At 69.2% G+C, this 18,099-nt stretch carries 14 protein-coding genes and 1 pseudogene; 8 read left to right on the forward strand and 7 right to left on the reverse strand.

The window, feature by feature from the left end:
* The first annotated feature begins 167 nt into the window (after window positions 1-167).
* The 4 genes from N5875_RS05235 to N5875_RS05250 are packed head-to-tail and all read left to right on the forward strand — an operon-like array spanning window position 168 to window position 6,221.
* Window positions 168-812, forward strand: a complete 645-nt coding sequence (locus tag N5875_RS05235; protein ID WP_318209782.1) for a TnsA-like heteromeric transposase endonuclease subunit — start codon at window positions 168-170, stop codon at window positions 810-812.
* Window positions 809-2,935 (forward strand): Mu transposase C-terminal domain-containing protein, encoded by a 2,127-nt coding sequence (locus tag N5875_RS05240; protein ID WP_318209473.1) that lies wholly within the window; start codon window positions 809-811, stop codon window positions 2,933-2,935. The genes N5875_RS05235 and N5875_RS05240 overlap by 4 nt, the downstream gene beginning before the upstream one ends.
* A complete protein-coding gene (locus N5875_RS05245) occupies window positions 2,932-4,041 on the forward strand; it encodes a TniB family NTP-binding protein (RefSeq protein ID WP_338492065.1) in 1,110 nt (369 codons plus the stop codon). The genes N5875_RS05240 and N5875_RS05245 overlap by 4 nt, the downstream gene beginning before the upstream one ends.
* The gene (locus N5875_RS05250) at window positions 4,038-6,221 is read left to right on the forward strand and encodes a TniQ family protein (protein ID WP_338492066.1); all 2,184 of its coding nucleotides are present in this window, start codon (window positions 4,038-4,040) and stop codon (window positions 6,219-6,221) included. The genes N5875_RS05245 and N5875_RS05250 overlap by 4 nt, the downstream gene beginning before the upstream one ends.
* Before the next feature lie 199 nt (window positions 6,222-6,420).
* On the opposite strand, the pseudogene N5875_RS05255 reads toward N5875_RS05250, so the two are convergent.
* The 4 genes and pseudogenes from N5875_RS05255 to N5875_RS05270 form a co-directional block, all read right to left on the reverse strand.
* A pseudogene (locus N5875_RS05255) lies at window positions 6,421-7,757 on the reverse strand (SulP family inorganic anion transporter); the annotation flags it as partial.
* A 10-nt stretch (window positions 7,758-7,767) separates the two neighbouring features.
* On the reverse strand, window positions 7,768-9,075 hold the full coding sequence (locus N5875_RS05260) for an MFS transporter (protein WP_318209476.1): 1,308 nt from the start codon (window positions 9,073-9,075) through the stop codon (window positions 7,768-7,770).
* A gap of 124 nt (window positions 9,076-9,199) precedes the next feature.
* Complete coding sequence (locus N5875_RS05265) at window positions 9,200-10,369, reverse strand: acyl-CoA dehydrogenase family protein (protein ID WP_318209477.1); 1,170 nt, start codon at window positions 10,367-10,369, stop codon at window positions 9,200-9,202.
* Between the two features lie 14 nt (window positions 10,370-10,383).
* Complete coding sequence (locus tag N5875_RS05270; RefSeq protein WP_318209478.1) at window positions 10,384-11,940, reverse strand: long-chain fatty acid--CoA ligase; 1,557 nt, start codon at window positions 11,938-11,940, stop codon at window positions 10,384-10,386.
* 107 nt (window positions 11,941-12,047) lie between these two features.
* Between N5875_RS05270 and N5875_RS05275 the strand changes: the two genes are divergently transcribed.
* The 4 genes from N5875_RS05275 to N5875_RS05290 all read left to right on the forward strand — a co-directional run bounded on the left by N5875_RS05275 (window position 12,048) and on the right by N5875_RS05290 (window position 15,805).
* Window positions 12,048-12,680 (forward strand): TetR/AcrR family transcriptional regulator, encoded by a 633-nt coding sequence (locus N5875_RS05275; RefSeq protein WP_318209479.1) that lies wholly within the window; start codon window positions 12,048-12,050, stop codon window positions 12,678-12,680.
* Between the two features lie 117 nt (window positions 12,681-12,797).
* The gene (locus N5875_RS05280) at window positions 12,798-13,985 is read left to right on the forward strand and encodes a serine hydrolase (protein WP_318209480.1); all 1,188 of its coding nucleotides are present in this window, start codon (window positions 12,798-12,800) and stop codon (window positions 13,983-13,985) included.
* Between the two features lie 399 nt (window positions 13,986-14,384).
* Window positions 14,385-15,179 carry a TniB family NTP-binding protein gene (locus tag N5875_RS05285; protein WP_318209481.1) on the forward strand — a complete coding sequence of 265 codons (795 nt, stop codon included), beginning with the start codon at window positions 14,385-14,387 and terminating at the stop codon, window positions 15,177-15,179.
* A complete protein-coding gene (locus N5875_RS05290; protein WP_318209482.1) occupies window positions 15,176-15,805 on the forward strand; it encodes a hypothetical protein in 630 nt (209 codons plus the stop codon). The genes N5875_RS05285 and N5875_RS05290 overlap by 4 nt, the downstream gene beginning before the upstream one ends.
* A gap of 6 nt (window positions 15,806-15,811) precedes the next feature.
* Here N5875_RS05290 and N5875_RS05295 read toward each other — a convergent pair whose 3' ends face one another.
* The 3 genes from N5875_RS05295 to N5875_RS05305 are packed head-to-tail and all read right to left on the reverse strand — an operon-like array spanning window position 15,812 to window position 18,089.
* The gene (locus tag N5875_RS05295; RefSeq protein ID WP_318209483.1) at window positions 15,812-16,519 is read right to left on the reverse strand and encodes a phenylalanine--tRNA ligase beta subunit-related protein; all 708 of its coding nucleotides are present in this window, start codon (window positions 16,517-16,519) and stop codon (window positions 15,812-15,814) included.
* A gap of 42 nt (window positions 16,520-16,561) precedes the next feature.
* Window positions 16,562-17,209, reverse strand: coding sequence for an FMN-binding negative transcriptional regulator (locus tag N5875_RS05300; RefSeq protein WP_318209484.1), 648 nt, complete (start codon window positions 17,207-17,209; stop codon window positions 16,562-16,564).
* A 43-nt stretch (window positions 17,210-17,252) separates the two neighbouring features.
* Window positions 17,253-18,089 carry an EamA family transporter gene (locus tag N5875_RS05305; RefSeq protein WP_318209485.1) on the reverse strand — a complete coding sequence of 279 codons (837 nt, stop codon included), beginning with the start codon at window positions 18,087-18,089 and terminating at the stop codon, window positions 17,253-17,255.
* Window positions 18,090-18,099: the final 10 nt, after the last annotated feature.

Raw genomic sequence — 18,099 nt, forward strand, 5'->3', positions numbered from 1 at the left:
CGTTCGAGTGTCGGCTGAATCGTACGCTTCCCCGCTTCCCCTCACCGTAGAACGCTGGTACCCCTGACGCTCGCGCTGACCGTGAGGGGGATATGGACCTTTCTGCTGCGACGGTGAGCATTCGCTGCTCCGGGGACACCTCACAGGTGGACCAGCTCTGGGCTGCTGTGCCTCTTTGTCGGCTGCAGGCGGCTGCACCGTGGAGAACCTTCCGCTGGTACCGGGGGCAGAGGCATTACTCGGGTACCCACTGGTCCTCGACGGTGCGAGATCACGTGATCTACGAATCACGCCTCGAACTCGCCCGGCTTCTATACGCCGACTTCGATGTCGATGTCCGGCACATCGTGGCCCAGCCGTTCCTGCTGAAGTCGGTGGTGGACGGCAAGATCCAGAAGCATGTGCCGGACTTCCTGCTGATGACCAGGCATGGCGCGGTGATCGTTGACGTGAAGCCGCACAGTCGGCGAGACGATCCGGCCTTCCGACTGACCAGCGGCTGGACGCGAGAGCTGGTCGAAGCCCGCGGTTGGCGCTATGAGCTCTGGAGTGAGCCACCGGCCGCTGAGCTGGCGAACCTCCGCTTCCTGGCAGGCTTTCGGAGAGCCTGGCTGTTCAACTCCCACCTCCTCAAGGCCCTCGCGAGCGCACCGCTGGACGGCATGCCGCTTGGACAGACAGCACGCCTCCTTCCCGACTTCCCCAGACCCCAGGTGAAGGCGGGCATCTTCCACTTGCTGTGGACCAACCACCTACTCACCGACCTCCTGACACCCCTCGGGCCGACGCATACCTTGAGGAGACCAACATGAGTGGAGCAGGTGCTCGGGTCGGGGTGGGTGCCCGGTTTCGGTACGACGGTGAGACGGTCGAGATCGTCGAAATGGCGGCGACGGCATCGGGTAATGAGGTAGTTCTCAAGGACGCTCATGGACATTTCCTGCGGCTCTCGCTGCGAGAGCTGCTGTTCTCCGATAGAGCCGCGATCATCCCCGACGGCCCAAGGCCGGCTTGTGAAACGGAAGACGAGATCGCATCCGTCGTCCTCGGTCAGCTCGACGAGACGGCACGGCGGGAGATCCTTGAGCGTGCAGCACACGTGCGGGAGACCCTGACAGGATTCCGCTCCGGCACCTCAGAACTGCCCAGCTCCGGGGAACCGCGGCCAGAGTATGAGCCAAGCCGACCGCTGCTGGAGCGCTACAGGTCGAAGGCAGCGGAACTGGGAGTGGGCGAACGCACCGTACGGCGGTGGGCGGCGGCCTTTCAGGCAGGTGGTGAGGCTGGCCTGGCGACGCACGGCAATGGGAGCGCGGGGAACGGCCGACCTCGAGTCGACGACCGCTGGGCGGAGGTGGCTCTGGAGGTGATGGTTGAGCACACTGGGGAGTCGAAGCCTTCGCGCACCATGGTGATCGAGCGGACGAGGGCCCGGGTGGTTGCGCGGTTCGGCCCGGATGTGGTGCCGCAGCCGAGTCGGGCGACGGCCTTTCGGTTGCTGGCTGAGCTGGAGAACCGGCACCCCCTGTTCCGGTTGAGTGCGAAGCGGAACCGGGACATCGCTGCTCGGCCGGATGGTCCGTACGGGAAGCTGCGGCCGACTCGTCCGGGTGAGTACCTGCTGATGGACTCGACCCGTCTGGACGTGTTCGCTCTCGACCCGGTCACGCTGCGCTGGGTGCAGGCGGAGCTCAGTGTGGGGATGGACTGGTACACGCGGTGCATTACGGGGATCCGGGTGACGCCGGTTGCGACGAAGGCGGTCGACGTCAGCGCGGTTCTCTACCAGGCGTTCCGTCCGAGGCCCGCGGGCCGGGACTGGCCGCGGCACGCCGTGTGGCCGGAGCACGGGATCCCGCGGTCGGTGCTGGTGGACGTCGACGCCGTGGAAGGACCGGGGCTCGCGAGCCCGGTGATCGTGCCGGAGACGCTGGTCGTCGACCACGGCAAGGTCTACGTCTCGGAGCATCTGACAAGCGTGTGCCGGCGGATGGGGATCTCGATCCAGCCGGCCCGGCTGCGGACGGGCCGGGACAAGGGCCCGGTCGAGCGGTTCTTCCGCACTCTGCGGGAAGACCTGTTGCAGGCCCTGCCGGGTTACAAGGGTCCGGACATCCAGGGTCGCGGCGAGAGGCCGGAGGCGGAGGCGTTCTTCTACCTGGACGAGCTGGAGGCGATCATCCGTGAGTGGGTGGCCGTGGTTTACCACCACCGGCCGCATGCGGGGCTCGTCGACCCTGGCGTGCCGGGGCTACGGCTGTCGCCGGCCACGATGTTCGAGCACGGTGTTGCCCGGGCCGGGTACCTCGAGGTGCCCCGCGATCCGGACCTGGCGTTTGAGTTCCTCCAGACGAGGTGGCGCACGGTTCAGCACTACGGGGTCGAGATCGACCGGCGCCGGTACAACGGGCCAGCCCTCACGAAGCTGAAAGGGGTGCGCAGCCCGTACCGGGGACCGGTCAAGAATGGCTGGCCGTTTCAGGTGGATCCCGACGACATCACCCGGATCTACTTCCGTGACCCGGACGAGCGTCAGTGGCGCACCCTGCATTGGGAACATGCCCCGGGCACGGAGATGCCGTTGAGCGAAGACGCACTGGCGTTCGCACGGAAGCTGGCCGCGGCGAAGTACCGCTACCCCGACGACCGGCTGGCGATCGCCGATCTGCTGGAGCGGTGGAACCTGGGGCTGGGCCATACCCTCGCTGAGCGGCGCATGGCCCTGCGGCTCTCGCGCGAGCACTCCGCCATCGAACTTCCCACCACTGGGGAGCCACCGGTGCCGATGCTTCCCTCGGTGCGCCGGGCTCTGGGCCAGGGATCGGAAGCTGGTCCGGGCCGGGGCATGCCGCTGGATCAGGCGGAGTCGGAAGGCGGCGATGACGACGAGGCGGATCTCGACGACTTCTACGCCGACGCCCTGGACGACGCATGAACGGCCGACCGTCGCTGGCGGGCGCGACGTTGTCCCGCAAGGAGGACTTCAAGGCGTTCGCGGACGCTCCACGCCGGCGTCAGCCGGACCTGCTCACACCAAGCCAGCTGACCGCGCTCAGTAAGTCGGCACGGGCGGAGTACGACCGCGACCGGCGCGAGTGGCACGCCAACCTGGGGCCGCTCCGCACCCCGCAGCTGACCTCCCTGCACGAGGACCTGTGGGACATCGTCGACAGCAACCAGCAGGACGGCGACAAGGCCAAAGGCGCCGTGGCCGTCGACGCCTTCCCTGGACTGGGCAAGACCACCGCGGTGCTCGCCTTCGCACAGGACTTTCACCGCCGCGAGATCGCCGAACACGGCGCGTTCACCGCCCAGGGGCATGAACGGTGGCCGGTGTGCCGGGTGGGCCTGACCGGCAACACCGGCATGAAGGACCTGAACCGGGCGATGCTGGAGTTCTTCGGCCACCCCGGACGCCAGACGTCCACCGCCGCCCAGCTCGGGCTCCAGGCACTGGACTGCGTGCTGTCCTGCGAGGTCCGCCTGCTGATCCTGGACGACCTACACTTCCTGAAATGGCGCCGGACCAGCGGCATCGAGGTCAGCAACCACCTGAAGTGGATCGCCAACGAGTTCCCCGTCACCCTCCTCAAGGTCGGCGTCGGGCTGGCGGACAAGGGCCTGTTCAGCGAGGGCGAGGCCCTCGGCGAGACCGTGCTGGCCCAGACCGGGCGGCGCACCACCCGTCTGGACATGCCGCCCTTCACCATCGACACCGAGCAGGGCCGCCGCCAGTGGCGTCAGCTGCTGCTCGCCCTGGAACAGCGCATCGTCCTGACGCGGGCCTATCCAGGCATGCTCGCCGACGACCTGCCCGACTACCTCTTCACCCGGAGCACCGGGCACATCGGGTCCCTGATGACGCTGATCAACCGCGGCTGCCAACGCGCCCAGCGCACCGGCGCCGAACACCTCACCAGAGACCTCCTCGACCAGGTCCGCAACGACGAGGCCGCCGAACAGGCCCGCCGCGAACTCGAATACGCCTTCCGCGCGGGGAAGGCCACCAGCCGTCCCCACGGCGTTCGGACCGCCGGGTGAGCCCGGCACGGCGAACCTTGCCAATCCGGTACGCCCCGTATCCGGGCGAGGCTTTGGATTCCTGGCTGGAGGCATTCGCCGCCCGGCTGAGCTGCCCCTTCACCGACGTGCTCGGCGCACTCGGACTCCCGAACCGTGACCCGGCCGTGGCCGCCCCGGTCCTGCCCCGCTGGACGACCGTGGCCACTCCCGACGAGCTGTCCGTCATCACCGAAGTCACCGGAGTCGCCGCCGATGTTCTCACGGCCATGACCCTGCAACCGTACGACGGCCACGCCGTGGTGATCGTGCCCGGACAGCGCCGCGTGCACCGGCAGGCCCTATGGGGACGGGCAGGGTCCCGGTACTGCCCCACCTGCCTGGAGGAAACCGGTGGCCGCTGGCAGCTGACCTGGCGACTGGGCTGGTCCTTCGCCTGCACCCGTCACCACGTCCTGCTCGCCGACCGCTGTCCGGCCTGTCTACGCACCCCCCGACTGCGCTCCCACCCCCGCCGGGAAGTGCCCCGCCCCGGCCTGTGTTCCAGCGCGGCCCTGGCCGGCGGCCCACGCCCACGACGCTGCCACCACCCCCTGACCGACACCCCGGTCACCGCCCTCACGCCCGGCGGAGCCCTGGAGGAGACCCAGCGCCTGATCGACACCGCACTCGCAGCCACGGACCGGATGGTGCACTGGCCCTTGTACGGACCCGGTGGCGTGTCACTGCTTACAGCGCTGCGAGACGTGAAAAGCCTGGGAGCCCTGGTCCTCAATCACGCGACGCCCACCGACCTACACCCTGTGGCTCCGGGCGAAGTCCTCGAACGCATGGAGCACTACCGGACCAACCCGCTGTCGGCACGCTCCCAGCGGCACCCGAACACCCAGCGCAGCGACGTGCACAGCTATCAAGCGCCCGACGACGCCGCGGCAACCGCAGTGGCGACCACGGCGGCGCTTCGAATCCTGTGCGCCGCGGACATCCCCGCAGCAGCCGACGCCGCACGATGGCTGACCGAGCGGGTGGCCGCCTCCGGCCGCCCCCTCTATCCCGCCGGCGTCGTCTCCGTCGGAGGGACGCTCTCACCCGTCCTCGAAGCGTCCCTGCGCTGCAGCCGGGAGTCACAGATCATGCCGGTCTACCGGCTGCGCCACCGCACCGCTGCCCACTCCACCAGGCCCCCGGCCAACCACGACGCCAGGGCGGACATGCTGCCATCAGCCCTGTGGCCCGAGTGGGCGCTGCGCCTTTCACCGCGCCATTCCAACGGCAGACCCGCAGCAAAGCGCACGGACGAGCTCCTGTCCGTGGCCTGTCTCCTCGTCGGCAACACCACCTCGATCCCGGCCGCCATCCGGCTGACTGGCACCACGGTAACCAGCCACAACGTCTCCACACTCATCGCCGACCTCACCCGCCGCACCGACTGCGCCGACGTCCTGCACGCCTTGATCCTCCTGGCCGACCACCTCGACCAGCACGGCACCGCCATCGACTACGCACGCCGGCGCGCCCTGTTCACCAAACATGCCCGCTTCATCGACCCCCGCTGCTGGAACGATCTACAGCGCCGCCTACGCTCGACCGGCGCCCCCAACGTCGCACACGCCCAGCGCTGGATCTTCCACACCCTGACGGGCTCGCCGCCACACCTCGCCCACCCGGACTTGGCGCCGGCCGCCGGAGCGCAGCGCCAGCAGTACCAGCGCTTCCGCTGGAGGATCCTTCCCGCCGAAGCCGACCTGCTCACCCACACCGCGCAAGAACTCCTCGACGAGCACGGCATCGGCGAACCCCTCCAGTGGACGCCCCGTCTCCCCGCCCGCGCCCTGCGCCACCTCGCTCTCCCCGGACCCGACCCGGACAGCATCACCATCGCCCAGCTTCACCAGGCAGTGCCTGGCGGGGATTTCTCCATTGCCCAGCTCGCGCGCACGCTGAACACCACCACGGCCCACGTCATCTGCCTGCTGTCCCAGCACCCCGTCGACTGGAGCCCGCCCCGATTCCGCCGTACCCAGCACACCGCCACCCGCCTGGAACAGTGGCGCACCTGGTACGAACAGGACCACCTCTCGCTCCAGGCCATCGCCGAACGTGAAGGAACCAGCCTCGCCACTGTGCGTCTCGCCTTCCTCAAAAACGGGGTCCCGCTGCGCCCCGCCGGGTCATATCCGGGGCGCCCTCGGCGGAAGTGATCTTCCTTTGCCCGGGGAGAACAATGTGGGCCTCCTCCCGACTACTCGGGCAGAGGCCGGTGCAGTCGCCCGGCACGTCGCCAAACGCGACCCGGCCGCCCGCCGCCGGGGCTGAACCGCCGAACCGCACCGCAGAACAGCGAGAGGACCCCGGCCATGCCGGGGTCCTCTCGCTGTTGCGTGCTGTGTCAGTGGCTGCGCCGGTGAGCTTGCCGTGGAGGTCGGCGCTGGGGTCGTTCAGGCCGGTGATCTCGACGGTCTTGCCGCGCTGGGCGTATTTGGTCTCGATGGCATCGAGGGCGGCGACGGAGGAGGCGTCCCAGATGTGGGCGGCGGACAGGTCGATGACGACCTTGTCGGGGTCGGTGGCGTAGTTGAACTGGCTGACGAGGTCGTTGGAGGAGGCGAAGAACAGCTCGCCGGTGACCCGGTAGACCACCGTCGTTCCTTCGGGGTCGACGACGGCAGTGACCTCGGCGAGGTGGGCGACGCGCTTGGCGAAGATCACCATGGCAGTGATTGAGCCGACGACGACGCCGATGGCGAGGTTATGGGTCGCCACGACGGCCGCGACGGTGATGACCATGACGGCGATCTCGCCGGCGGGCATCCGCCGAAGCGTCTTGGGGGCGATGGAGTGCCAATCGAAGGTCGCGAACGACACCGTGATCATGACGGCGACCAGGGCGGTCATGGGGATGTAGGAGACGACCGGGCCGAAGACGATGCACAGCACCATCAGGCAAGGCGCCGGCCAGAAAGGTGGACAGGCGGGTGCGGGCGCCGTAGACCTTCACGTTGATCATCGTCTGGCCGATCACGGCGCAGCCGCCCATGCCGCCGAAGAAGCCGGTGACGATGTTGGCGATGCCCTGGCCGATCGACTCGCGGGTCTTGTTCGAGTGGGTGTCGGTGATGTCGTCGACCAGCTTGGCGGTCATCAGCGACTCCATGAGGCCGACCAGCGCCATGGCGAACGCGTAGGGGGCGATCGTCGTCAGGGTGTCGGGCACGTCGGGGAGCCGGGGACCGGCAGGGGAGGAGGGCAGGACGCCCTTGTCGCCGACGGTCGGCACCGCGATGGCCGCGCCGACGGTGATCACGGTCAGGGTCACGATGGAGACCAGCGGCGCCGGGATCACGGTGGTGATCCTCGGGAAGAACACCATCAGCGCCGGGCCGCCGGCGATCAGCGGATACACCGCCCACGGCACGTCCCGCATCTCTGGGACCTGGGCCAAGAAGATCAGGATCGCCAGCGCGTTGACGAAGCCGACCATCACCGACCGCGGGATGCACCGCATCAGCTTCGCCACCCCCAGCGCGCCCAGGATCACCGGCGGTGATCATCGCCTGGCGTCCGCCGACGATCGAGAGGATCACGGCCATGGTGAAGGAGGCGAACAGGCCGATCGCGGGGGCGACACCGGCGATGATCGAGAAGGAGATCCCCTCGGGGATCAGGGCCAGGGCGACGACCAGGCAGTGCACGTCAGCCTCGATCTGCCTATCGGTGACCGGTTGGTGACCACTGATGCGATGCGGCTCAGGGCTGGGGCCTGGCGTCGAGCCCCAATCGTCGTGCGTCCCGCTCGGGGCGGATGGCCGTGAGGGCGCAGGTACCGGCCGCGAGCATCACTGCGCCAGCGACGAGGAAGGCGGTGGTGTAGCCGGCGGCCGGGGTGCTGGCCGTGTCGATGAGGTGGCCGGTCAGGAACGGTGCCACGAGGCCCGGCAGGGTGCCGATGCCGGCGACGATGCCGAAGACGGCTCCACGCTGGGAGGGAGGGACGACTTCTGCGGTCGTCATGTAGTGGAGGGGGATGGCGATGGCGGTGCCGCCGAAGGCCAGCGCGATCAGCACCAGCCGGGGGCCGGACGCGTCGACGAACGGGAACGCTGCCATCGCGCACCCCGCCACGCACACGGCGATGCTTTGTGCCGCCCCGCTGGACCAACGGCTGCTCACGCCACGGGATTTCAGCGCGTCCACGAACGGCGAGACGGCAAGCAGCAGCACCAGTCCGAAGCCGGACATGATGCTGATGGCCGTCGCGGAGGCCGCCGCCGACATGTCCATCTGCGTCCTGAAGTAGGCGGGCAGCCAGGCGTGGCTGAGGGACAGGGCCCACGCCGCTCCGAAGGCGCTGGCGATGCTGCCGAGCACGGTGCCGGTCAGCAGGATCTTGCGGTACGGCAGCCGAAGCCCGCCGGCTCCAGTGGTCGTGTGCTTGTGGTCATACGGTCCGTCGTGGCCCACGCGCCACCACAGCAGCGCCCAGCAGGCGCTGACGACCGCGAGGACGGCGTAGGCCGAGCGCCAGCCGAAGCCGTCGATCAGCCAGGTGACCAGGGGTGCCGCGATCAGCGTGCCCAGGGCCGCGCCGCCGATCTGGAGGGCCGAGGGCAGGGCGCGGCGTTCCGGCGGGAACCACTTGTAGAGGGCGTGCATCGACATGGATGCCGCCGGTCCTTCGGCGGCGCCGAGGAGAATGCGGCCGGCCATCAGGGTCGGGACTGTGGCCACGACGAGGACCGGGAGCTGGGCCACGGCCCACACCATGGTCATGACGAACAGCAGGACTCGGCTGGAGATCCGGGTGGAGAGGAATCCGACGAGGAGTCCCGAGACGCTGAACAGGAAGGAGAAGGAGCTGGATATGAGGCCGTAGGTGCTGTTGCTGAGGTCGAGTTCCTCCATGATCGGGACGGCGGCGAGGCCGAGGACCGACTTGTCGGCGAAGTTGATGACCATGAAGGCCACGATCATCGCCATGATCAGCCAGGCTCTGCGGCGGTCGGGTTCCGGGGCGGCGATGTGCCGGGACTGCGCGGTGGCGGTAGGGGGTGTCATGGGGCGACTCCTGCGGGTGCGGGTGGAGCAGGGGGTCGTACGGGTGAGCGGTGGTCCCCCGAGGCCGCGGGCCCGCTCGCCGGAGCGGGGGCCCGCGGTACCGCCCTGGACGCCAGGGGGTCGGTCAGATCAGGCCCTTGGCGATGGCGTTCTTGTGGATCTCGGTGGTTCCGGTGACGATCCGGAACATCCGCAGGCTGCGGAAGATCTGCTCGACCTCGTTGCCGCGGGTCAGCCCGGCCTTGCCGTGGATCTGGACGGCCTGGTCGGCGACGCGGAAGCACGCCTCGGAGGTGAACAGCTTGCACATGTTGGCCTCGACGGAGACGTTGTCGCCCCGGTCGGCCTTCGCGGCGGTGGTCATCACCATCGCGCGGGCGGCGTAGATCTCGGTGGCCATCTCGGCGATCTTGTGGTGGATGGCCTGATGGGCGAGGAGCGGCTGGCCGAAGACGACGCGGTTCATCGCGTACTGCACCGACAGGTCCCAGGCGCGGCGGGCGGCGCCGATCAGGGACGGGCAGTGCAGCAGGCGGTTGAGGGTGATGCGGCCGATGCCGATGCGCAGGCCCTGGCCGATCTCGCCAAGGAGGTTCGCGGCGGGGATCCGGCAGTCCTCGAAGAGGAGGTCGCCCTCCATCTGCTGTCCGGACATGGGCACTTCGCCGTCGAGGACCGTGCAGCCGGGGGTGTCCAGGTCGACGAGGAACGCGCTGTAGGCCTCCTCGGTGCCGGCCATGCGGGCCACGACGATCGCGAAGTCCGCGAAGGGAGCCGCGGAGCTGAACACCTTCTTGCCGTTGAGGACGTAGCTGTCTCCGTCCGGGGTGGCGGTCGTCGTCATGCGGCGCACGTCGGAGCCCGCGTCCTCCTCCGTGATGGAGAAACAGCACGCCCGCTCGCCCCGGACCACGGGCATCAGGTAGCGCTCCCGCTGCTCCTCGGTGGCGTACTTCACGATCGCGCCGACCCGCAGGGGGCCGCCCATGTCGCCGAGCACCGAGTGGGAGAGAGCGGCACCGGAGGCGGTCAGCTCCTCCTTGAGGGCGCACAGTTCGTAGAAGCTCAAGCCCTGACCGCCCAGCTCCGGCGGCAGGCTGATGCCGTAGAAGCCGAGCTCCGCGCTGCGCTTCCAGACGTGCTCGAGCATGGTGCGGTCGAGCTTGGTCTCCGCGGTGATGCCGTGCTCGCGCTCGTACGGGACGAGTTCGTCACGAAGGTAGGAGCGCAGGCGTACGACCAGGTCCTGGAGGCGCGGGTTGTCGTTGTAGGAGGGTTCGAGGGTGAAGGGCATGCCAGGAGTCCTGTTCAGTTGACGCGGCGCTCGGCGCCCGCCCAGTAGCGGTCGCGGATGGCGCGGCGGTCGATCTTGCCGTTGGGGTTGTGGGGCAGGGCGGCCACGAAGTCGACCGAGCGGGGCTTCTTCATGCGGGCCAGGTGCTCGGCGCAGAAGCCGATGAGGTCGGTCTCGGTGAGGGCGGCGCCGTCACGCGTCACGACGACCGCCTTGACGGCCTCGCCCCACTGCTCGTCCGGGACGCCGACGACGGCCGCCTCGTAGACGTCGGGGTGCCGGTGCAGGACGGACTCGACCTCGACGGCGTAGATGTTGAACCCTCCGGAGACGATCATGTCCTTCTTGCGGTCGACGATGAAGACGTAGCCGTCCGCGCGACGGCGGGCCAGGTCGCCGGTGAGGAACCAGCCGTCCCGGAAAGTCTGCGCCGTGAGGTCGGGTTCGTTGTGGTAGCCGGGGACGACGTCGGGGCCGCGGACGGCGATCTCTCCGATCTCTCCCTCGGTGACGGGCTGTCCGTTGTCGTCGACGATGGCGACCTCGGCCTCGGCGAGCGGACGGCCGCAGGACAACAGCAGCTCCTCGTCCTCGCCCTCGATCGCCCGCCGGTGGTCCTCCGTGGAGAGGAAGAGCACGCCGGAAGTGGTCTCGCCGCACCCGTATCCCTGGGAGAGGACCGGGCCGAAGAGGTCCCAGGCGGCCCTGATCCGGGCCGGTGACATCGGCGCGGCGCCGTAGATCAGCTGGCGCAGTGTGGAGAGGTCATAGTCGCGGGCGTTCGGCAGCGCGAGCACGGTGTTGACCATCGTCGGCACGACGAAGGCATGGGTGGCGCGCTCGCGCTGGACGGTGGCGAGGAACTCCTCGGCGTCCCATCGGGACAGCACTATCGCGCAGCCGCCGGCGAAGAAGATGCCCATCAGCGGCATGCCCGAGGCGTGGGTGACCGGTCCGGCCAGGATCTGCCGGTCACCGGGACCCACCCGGGTGTCCGCGCTCATCACGGACTTGCGCATCAGGGCGAGCCGGTTGCCGTAGGTCTGGACCGCCGCCTTGAGCTTGCCGGTGGAGCCCGAGGTGAAGTGCAGTACGGCGATGTCGTCCTCGTCGCACTCCGCCTCGACAGGTTCCGGCTCGGTGCCCGCCAGGGTCTCGGCATAGCCCGGGCCGAGATCGTTGGGGCCGTCGTAGCCGAGGACCGTCTTGACCCCCGTACCGGGCACCGCGGCGCGGGCGGCGTCCAGGTGGGCGGCGTCCGTCAGCAACACCCGCGCGTCGGACTCCGCGAGCAGGTGGGCCACCTCGGCGGTGCCGAGCCTGGCGTTGATCGGCGCCCGGGCCAGACCGGCCTTGTAGAGGGCCACTTCCGTGACAACCAGTTCCGCACGGTTGCCAGCGAGAGTCGCGACCCGGTCTCCCCGGTTCAGGCCGAGCGCGAGCAGGGCCGTCGCGAGCCGGTCGCTGTGGTCGTCGAGTTCCGCGTACGTCAGCCGCGCGGGTCCGCAGACCACCGCCTCGGCGTCGGGTTGGTGGCCGGCAGTCCGGCGTACGTACCGCCCGAAGTTCATCGCCCCTCCAGAGTTTCCGAACAGCGTGTTCAGTAGTAAGCTTGGTGTACGGCAACGTAAAGGCAGCGTTAGGGTCAGGTCAACGGTCCGGACGAGAAGGAAACGAAGTGGACATGAAGCCCGCAGGAGATCGCCGTGTCCGCAGGACGCGGGCCGCACTGCGCCAGGCCCTGGTCGAACTGGTCCTGGACAAGGGGTTCCACGCGATCACGGTCGAGGAGATCACCGAACACGCCGACATCGGCCGGGCCACCTTCTACGCGCACTACCGCGACAAGGAAGACCTGCTGGTAGGCATCGTCCGCGACCTCGCCGAGGACCGCGAACGCCTTCTGCCGGCGGTCCGGCAGGCGCACGCGGAGGGATTCACCGGACTGCCGGTGAAGTACATCTTCGAACACGCCGAACAGGAGAAGCCCGTCTACCGGGTCGTCCTGCGGGGCGAGGGCGACGGCCGGGCCCTACAAGAATTCACGGACCTCATCTGCGCCCACGCCGAGGCAGCCTTCCGCGCGCGGACCGAACAACTCGGTGTGACACCCCGCATCCCCCTCGACGTCGTCGCCCGGGCATGGACCGGCGAACTCATCGGCCTGCTCACCTGGTGGGTCGAGAACGACACCGGTTACAGCGCGGCCGAGATCACCGCACATCTGCGTGACCTGTCGGTCTACGGCCGCGTCTGGGCCACCGGGCTCACCCCGTCGGACGCCCCCGGAGCCCTCGACCTCACCCCCTGAACCGCGCCTGAACCACCCGGCTCCCTCACTCCTCGCATGAGACGCCTGGTCGAGATACCAGACACCGTGTACGGTATCGAGCCCATAGACGCGCGACCTGCAGAGCGGAGCGGACATATGACAGGCATTTCCTCACTGGCTGATCTCGTGTGGGCGCGGGGATACACGGATCCGGCCTGGGCTCGACGGCACACGACCTCGAGTCGGGAACTCGTTCCGAGCCGCCGTGTCTGGCGCGGCCCCGGCGGCGCGTCCGCGCTGCCGACCGCGTCGGCCGGCGCCCTCGACGGCCTCGACTTCACCGGAGCGCACGGCGGGTCCCTCACGCTCACGGAACTGCTCGCCCGGGCCGAGACCGACGCCCTGCTGGTCATGCACCGCGGCCTCCTCGTGCACGAGGAGTACCTCCACGGGTACGAGCCTCATGTCCCACACTTCAACGCCTCGGCCGCCAAGTCCTACCTCGGCCTCGTCGCCGCGGTCCTCGCCCACGAGGGGCAGCTCGACCGCGGCATGCAGGTCGCCAAAATCGTCCCCGAGCTCGCCGGCACCGCCTTCGGAGATGCCCAGGTCGACCACCTCCTCCACATGGGCACGCAGATGAGTTACGCGGGCCGCCCGTACGACAAGGCGCTCGAAGCGCAGCGCTACTTCGCCGTCCTCGCCCCCCAACTGCGTCCCTACGGCTACACCGGGCCGGCCACGATCCGCGAGCACCTCACCACCGCCCGGGCCACCGGCGAGCCGGGCATCGACTTCCGCTACGAGAACGGCAACGTCGAGGCCCTCGCCGAAGTCCTGCGCCGCGTCACCGGCACCACCACCTCGGACCTGCTGTCCGAGATGATCTGGTCCCGCATCGGCGCGGAGGAGGACGCGTACTACCTCCTCGACCCCGAAGGCACCGAGGCCGCCTGTGGCGGATTCAGCGCCACCGCCCGCGACCTGGCCCGGCTCGGCGAGATGATCCGCCGCGGCGGCGCGATCGGCGACCGCCAGATCGTCCCGGAGGCCGTCGCCTCCACCATCGTCTCCGGCGTACCGGACGGCTACCCCCGCCGCGTCCGCTTCCCCGCCGCACCTCCCGAGGCGCCCGCCACACTCTCGTACCACGACCTCTGGTGGATCCCCAACGATCCCTATGGCTCCTTCATGGCCAGCGGGATCCATGGCCAGCGCCTCTTCATCTCCCCCGCACTCGATCTGGTGATTGTCCACTACGCCTCCCAGATCGTCTCCCCGGCCGTTCCCCAGGTCCCCCTGGTCCAGGCGTTCCTGAAGATCGGCACGCACCTCTGCGGCTAAAGCGTGTTGTTGAAGGCTGTGATCGGACAGGTCAGATCGGGGTTGCGGCCTGGCTGGTCACGCGGCGATCGCGAGGGAGTGCATGTGGGCGACGGCCTAGGCGTACCACGGGCGGCTGCCACTGGGCCCGTTCCCTCACCGTTCCCGCACGATCCGCAGGAGCCGCTCTAACTGCCGCACACGCGGACCGGTGGATGTCTCCTTCCACGACTGAGCGCTCAACACCCCCCATACAGAGGGAATATTTAGATCGCAGCCTCCTGCGACACGCTTCAGCCGTGCCCTCCCGCGAATCGAGCTCAGACGCCCCCGCGCTCGCGTTGAGCGCCGAGACGGAGCAGGTTCATCGACGGCCCACCCGCTCCCCCGGTCTTGGCGTCGCGCAGTGTTTGGCAGCAGATGAACCCGGCCGAGCGGGATCTCTATGACGAGTCTCGCCTTGACCATCACGCTCGGATGCTCACCGTAGCCACCTCGTTCGTCGAGCGGACGGCGATCTGCGGCCGTCGTCTGGTGCTCCTGGACCGGGCCCGGCATCCCCATGCCACAGACCGGATTCCGGTCGTCTACGTCACCGTCCCGCCCGCCGCGACCGCCCGCATGATCGCGACCGAGTTCGCACGCTTCCTGGGCCTGCCGGTGCGGGCCCGCTCGAACATGACGGACATCATCGAGGCTGTCGTGGGGGTCTGCACCGACACCCGCACGGGCCTGGTGCTGGTCGACGAACTCCACAACATCTCGCTCACCAGCCGCCACGGCGCCGAAGTCGCCGACACCCTCAAGTACTTCTCCGAACGTCTGCCCGCCACCTTCGTCTATGCCGGCATCGACATCGCCGAATCCGGCCTGCTGTCCGGGACACGCGGCGCCCAGATCGCCGGCCGATTCACCCTGGTCCCCTCCCGCCCCTTCCCCTACAACAGCGAATGGAAGGGTCTGGTCGCCACCATGGAAGACACCCTGCGGCTGCACGAACACCGCTCCGGCACACTCACCGACCTGGACCGCTTCCTGCACAACCACACCGGCGGCATGATCGGATCCCTGTCCCACGCCATCCGCGGAGCCGCCCTCGACGCCATCCTCACCGGCACCGAGAAGATCACCAAGAAGAGCCTCCAGGCCATTCCGCTCGACCACACCGCCCACACCACGGCGTCCATTGCCACGAAGACCGCTACGTCCCGATGAACAGCGAGCTGCCGCCCCGGTTCGCGCCGCTGCCGGTCCGACTCCGCCCCTGCCTCGGAGAATCCACCAACTCCTACATCCGGCGCCTGGCACGCGCCAACCACCTCCAGCCCAGCTTCCTGCACTGCTATCTCTGCGGCTCGCCGCAGTGGTTCGGCAGGCCCCTCCTCGAACACCTCGCCACCACCGCCGGCCACTCGCCCGAAGCACTCGAACGGGCTCTTGCCGACGCCAACTCCCTGGGCGGCACAAACAGACCACGCCGACGCCTCCCCAGGAGGAATCCCTTCGCCGGACGCCAGGACCTGGCCCACCGCATCGCCCAAGAGGCCCTCAAGGGGACGCAGATCCGCACGCTCGCAAAGCGCCACAACCTCCGCTGCTCGGACATCCGCTTCGCCCTGGAGGTCCCACGCCTGATCACCGCAGAGACGAGTCCGCTGACCGACTCCATCACAGGGGAACTCGCCGACCTGGTCGAGGGCATGATCGGCAGAGAGCTCAACGGAAGGCAGATCTGGACCGAACTCATGGACCACCACGACTACTTGGTCACGTACGACAGCGTCCGCCACTACATCCGATACATGCGATCCCGAACGGCGTCAGCGCGAGGAGACTCGTAGACGAGCTCACACTGTGACTTCCGGTTGTTCCGGGCTGAGGTAGTGCACGCGCGTCTGCTCGGCATGGAGCATCAGCAGGTCGTGCAGCTCCTCGGCGGCGAACTTGAGCAGGTGGCCGTCGCGGGTGACGTGGAGGGTTTCGAGGACGAAGGCGACACGGGTGGAGTCCTCGGTGACGCGGGTGCGGTGGGCGTCGCGGTGGTTCCAGTGGCGGGTCAGGACGCCGGTGGTGTCGTCGTAGATGATCTCGCCGGACTTGGGGTTTTCGATGGTGTCGGGTTCGCCGAGCGGGGTGAAGGTCTCGGTGCCGTCCGCGTACCGGATGTTGACATCGCCGGTGACGTGGTCGAGGTCGAAGGCGCCGGCGGGCAGGCCGTGGCGGACGGAGATGGCGTTGTAGGAGTCGACGGCCGGGTTGATCCGCGGCAGCGTGCCCTTCTTGGCGAGGCGGCGGCCGAGGGCGTCGACGCTGGGGCGGATGCGGCGGGGGTTGGTCCCGAAGGAGCGGTAGGCGGTGTGCCATGCCTCGATGCGCGGGTCGGTCTCGCCTGCAGGCTGCCAGGCCCCGTCGGAGAGCTGCTGCTCCAGCGTCTCCAGGGCGGCGGCGGTGTCGGGCCAGGGCTCGTGGCCTCGCAGGCCGGTGGCGGTGACCACGGCGATGAGGGTGTCGGGGAAGGCGTCCGTGACGGCGGGGGCGATGCGGAAGTCGGTCATGGGAGGTGTTCTCCGTTCCTGCGGTGGGGCTGAGGCGGGTGGTCAGGGCTTCCAGGGGCCGATGCGGTCCAGGCGGCGGCGCTGCTGGTGTGCGGTGGGGACGTCGAGGCCCTGACCGCGTTCGGTGAGGTGGTCGGCGACGGCGGTGCGGTGCTCGACGGGCTTGTGGTCGTCGTACTTGAACTTCGCCCGTACGTCGGTGGCCTCTAGGCGCAGGCCGCGGATGCCGGGCAGCATCCGGCCGTACGGGGGCTGGTCTACGGAGATGGGGGCGTGGTCGCCGTCGGGCTGGAAGTGGGCCATCTGGCGGCGCAGTAGCTCGGCCTTGTCCTCGGGTTCGTCGACGATCGTGGCGCGGCAGGTGAACTGGACGGCCGTGTAGTAGCTGGTGGGGACGCCGTCGGTGGGTGGGGTGTCGGGCTTGGCGCGCCAGGGGCCGGGGATGAAGGCGTAGTCGCCGAAGACGGTGAACAGGACGTTCGGGTCGTTCTCGATCGCCGTCCAGACCGGGTTGGGGCGGGCGAGGTGGACCAGGAGGTGGCCGGTTTCGCTGGTGAAGTGGGTGGGGACGGCGACGGGCGCCTGGCCGGGCGGGCCGTTGACGCTGAGGAGGCCGAAGTCGTGGCCTTCGGCGATCCAGGTCTGCCATTCGGCTTCGTCCAGGCAGGCGTCCCAGGGCTGGATGAACATGCTGGTCTCCTTGCGAGGCGGTGGTGCTGTGGTGCCGGAGTTCTCAGGTGAGGGCGAGGAGGCTGACGGCGACGGCGGCCGTGCCCAGGCCGACGAGTTGTCCGCGGTGGATGCGTTCGGCGAGGACGCTGCGGGCGAGCAGGACGGTGCCGGCCGGGTAGAGGGCGGTGATCACGGCGACGACGGCGAGGTCCCCGCTGCGGGCGGCGAGCAGGAACAGCAGGTTCGCCACCGAGTCCAGCACGCCGGCCGCCGCCGAGATCGCGTACGCGGGCTTCTCTGTCCCGAGCTTGCGGTACATCACTCCGGCCGCTGCCAGGGTGACGGCGGAGGAGACCGCCCGCCCGATGATCAGGGGTGCCACGCCGCTGTCGGACGGGGCCTGGTGCAGGAAGATCAGCTGGAGGGCGATGGCGGCGCCGGCCCCGAGGGCCAGTAGCAGAGCGGTACGCGAGGGGCGGGCCGATCCGGCGCCGTGGCCTGCGCTGACCATCACCACCGCGGCCAGAGCGAGCGGCAGCCCGATGAGCCCGGCGGTGCCCAGGTGCTCGCCCTGGAGCAGGCCCACGCCGACCGGGAGCATGGCCGACACGAGGGCGGTGACGGGCGAGAGCACGTTCATCGGGCCGATCGCCAGGGTGCGGTAGAGCAGGGCGAATGCGGCGGCCGAGGCCACGCCGGAGGCGGCACCCCAGCCGAGGGCGGCGGGGCTGAACGAGGCACCGAGCACGGGCCACAGCAGCAGCTCGACTGCCAGGCTGGCCGGCGCGGCGATCATCACAGTGCGCAGCACGTGGGCTTTTCGGGCGCCCAGGCCGCCGAGGAAATCGGCGCATCCGTAGGCCAGCGAGCTGCCCAGGGCCAGCAGTAGAGCTATCACGAGACAATCC

The sequence above is a fragment of the Streptomyces sp. SJL17-4 genome (genome assembly GCF_036826855.1).
Classification (GTDB): Bacteria; Actinomycetota; Actinomycetes; order Streptomycetales; family Streptomycetaceae; genus Streptomyces.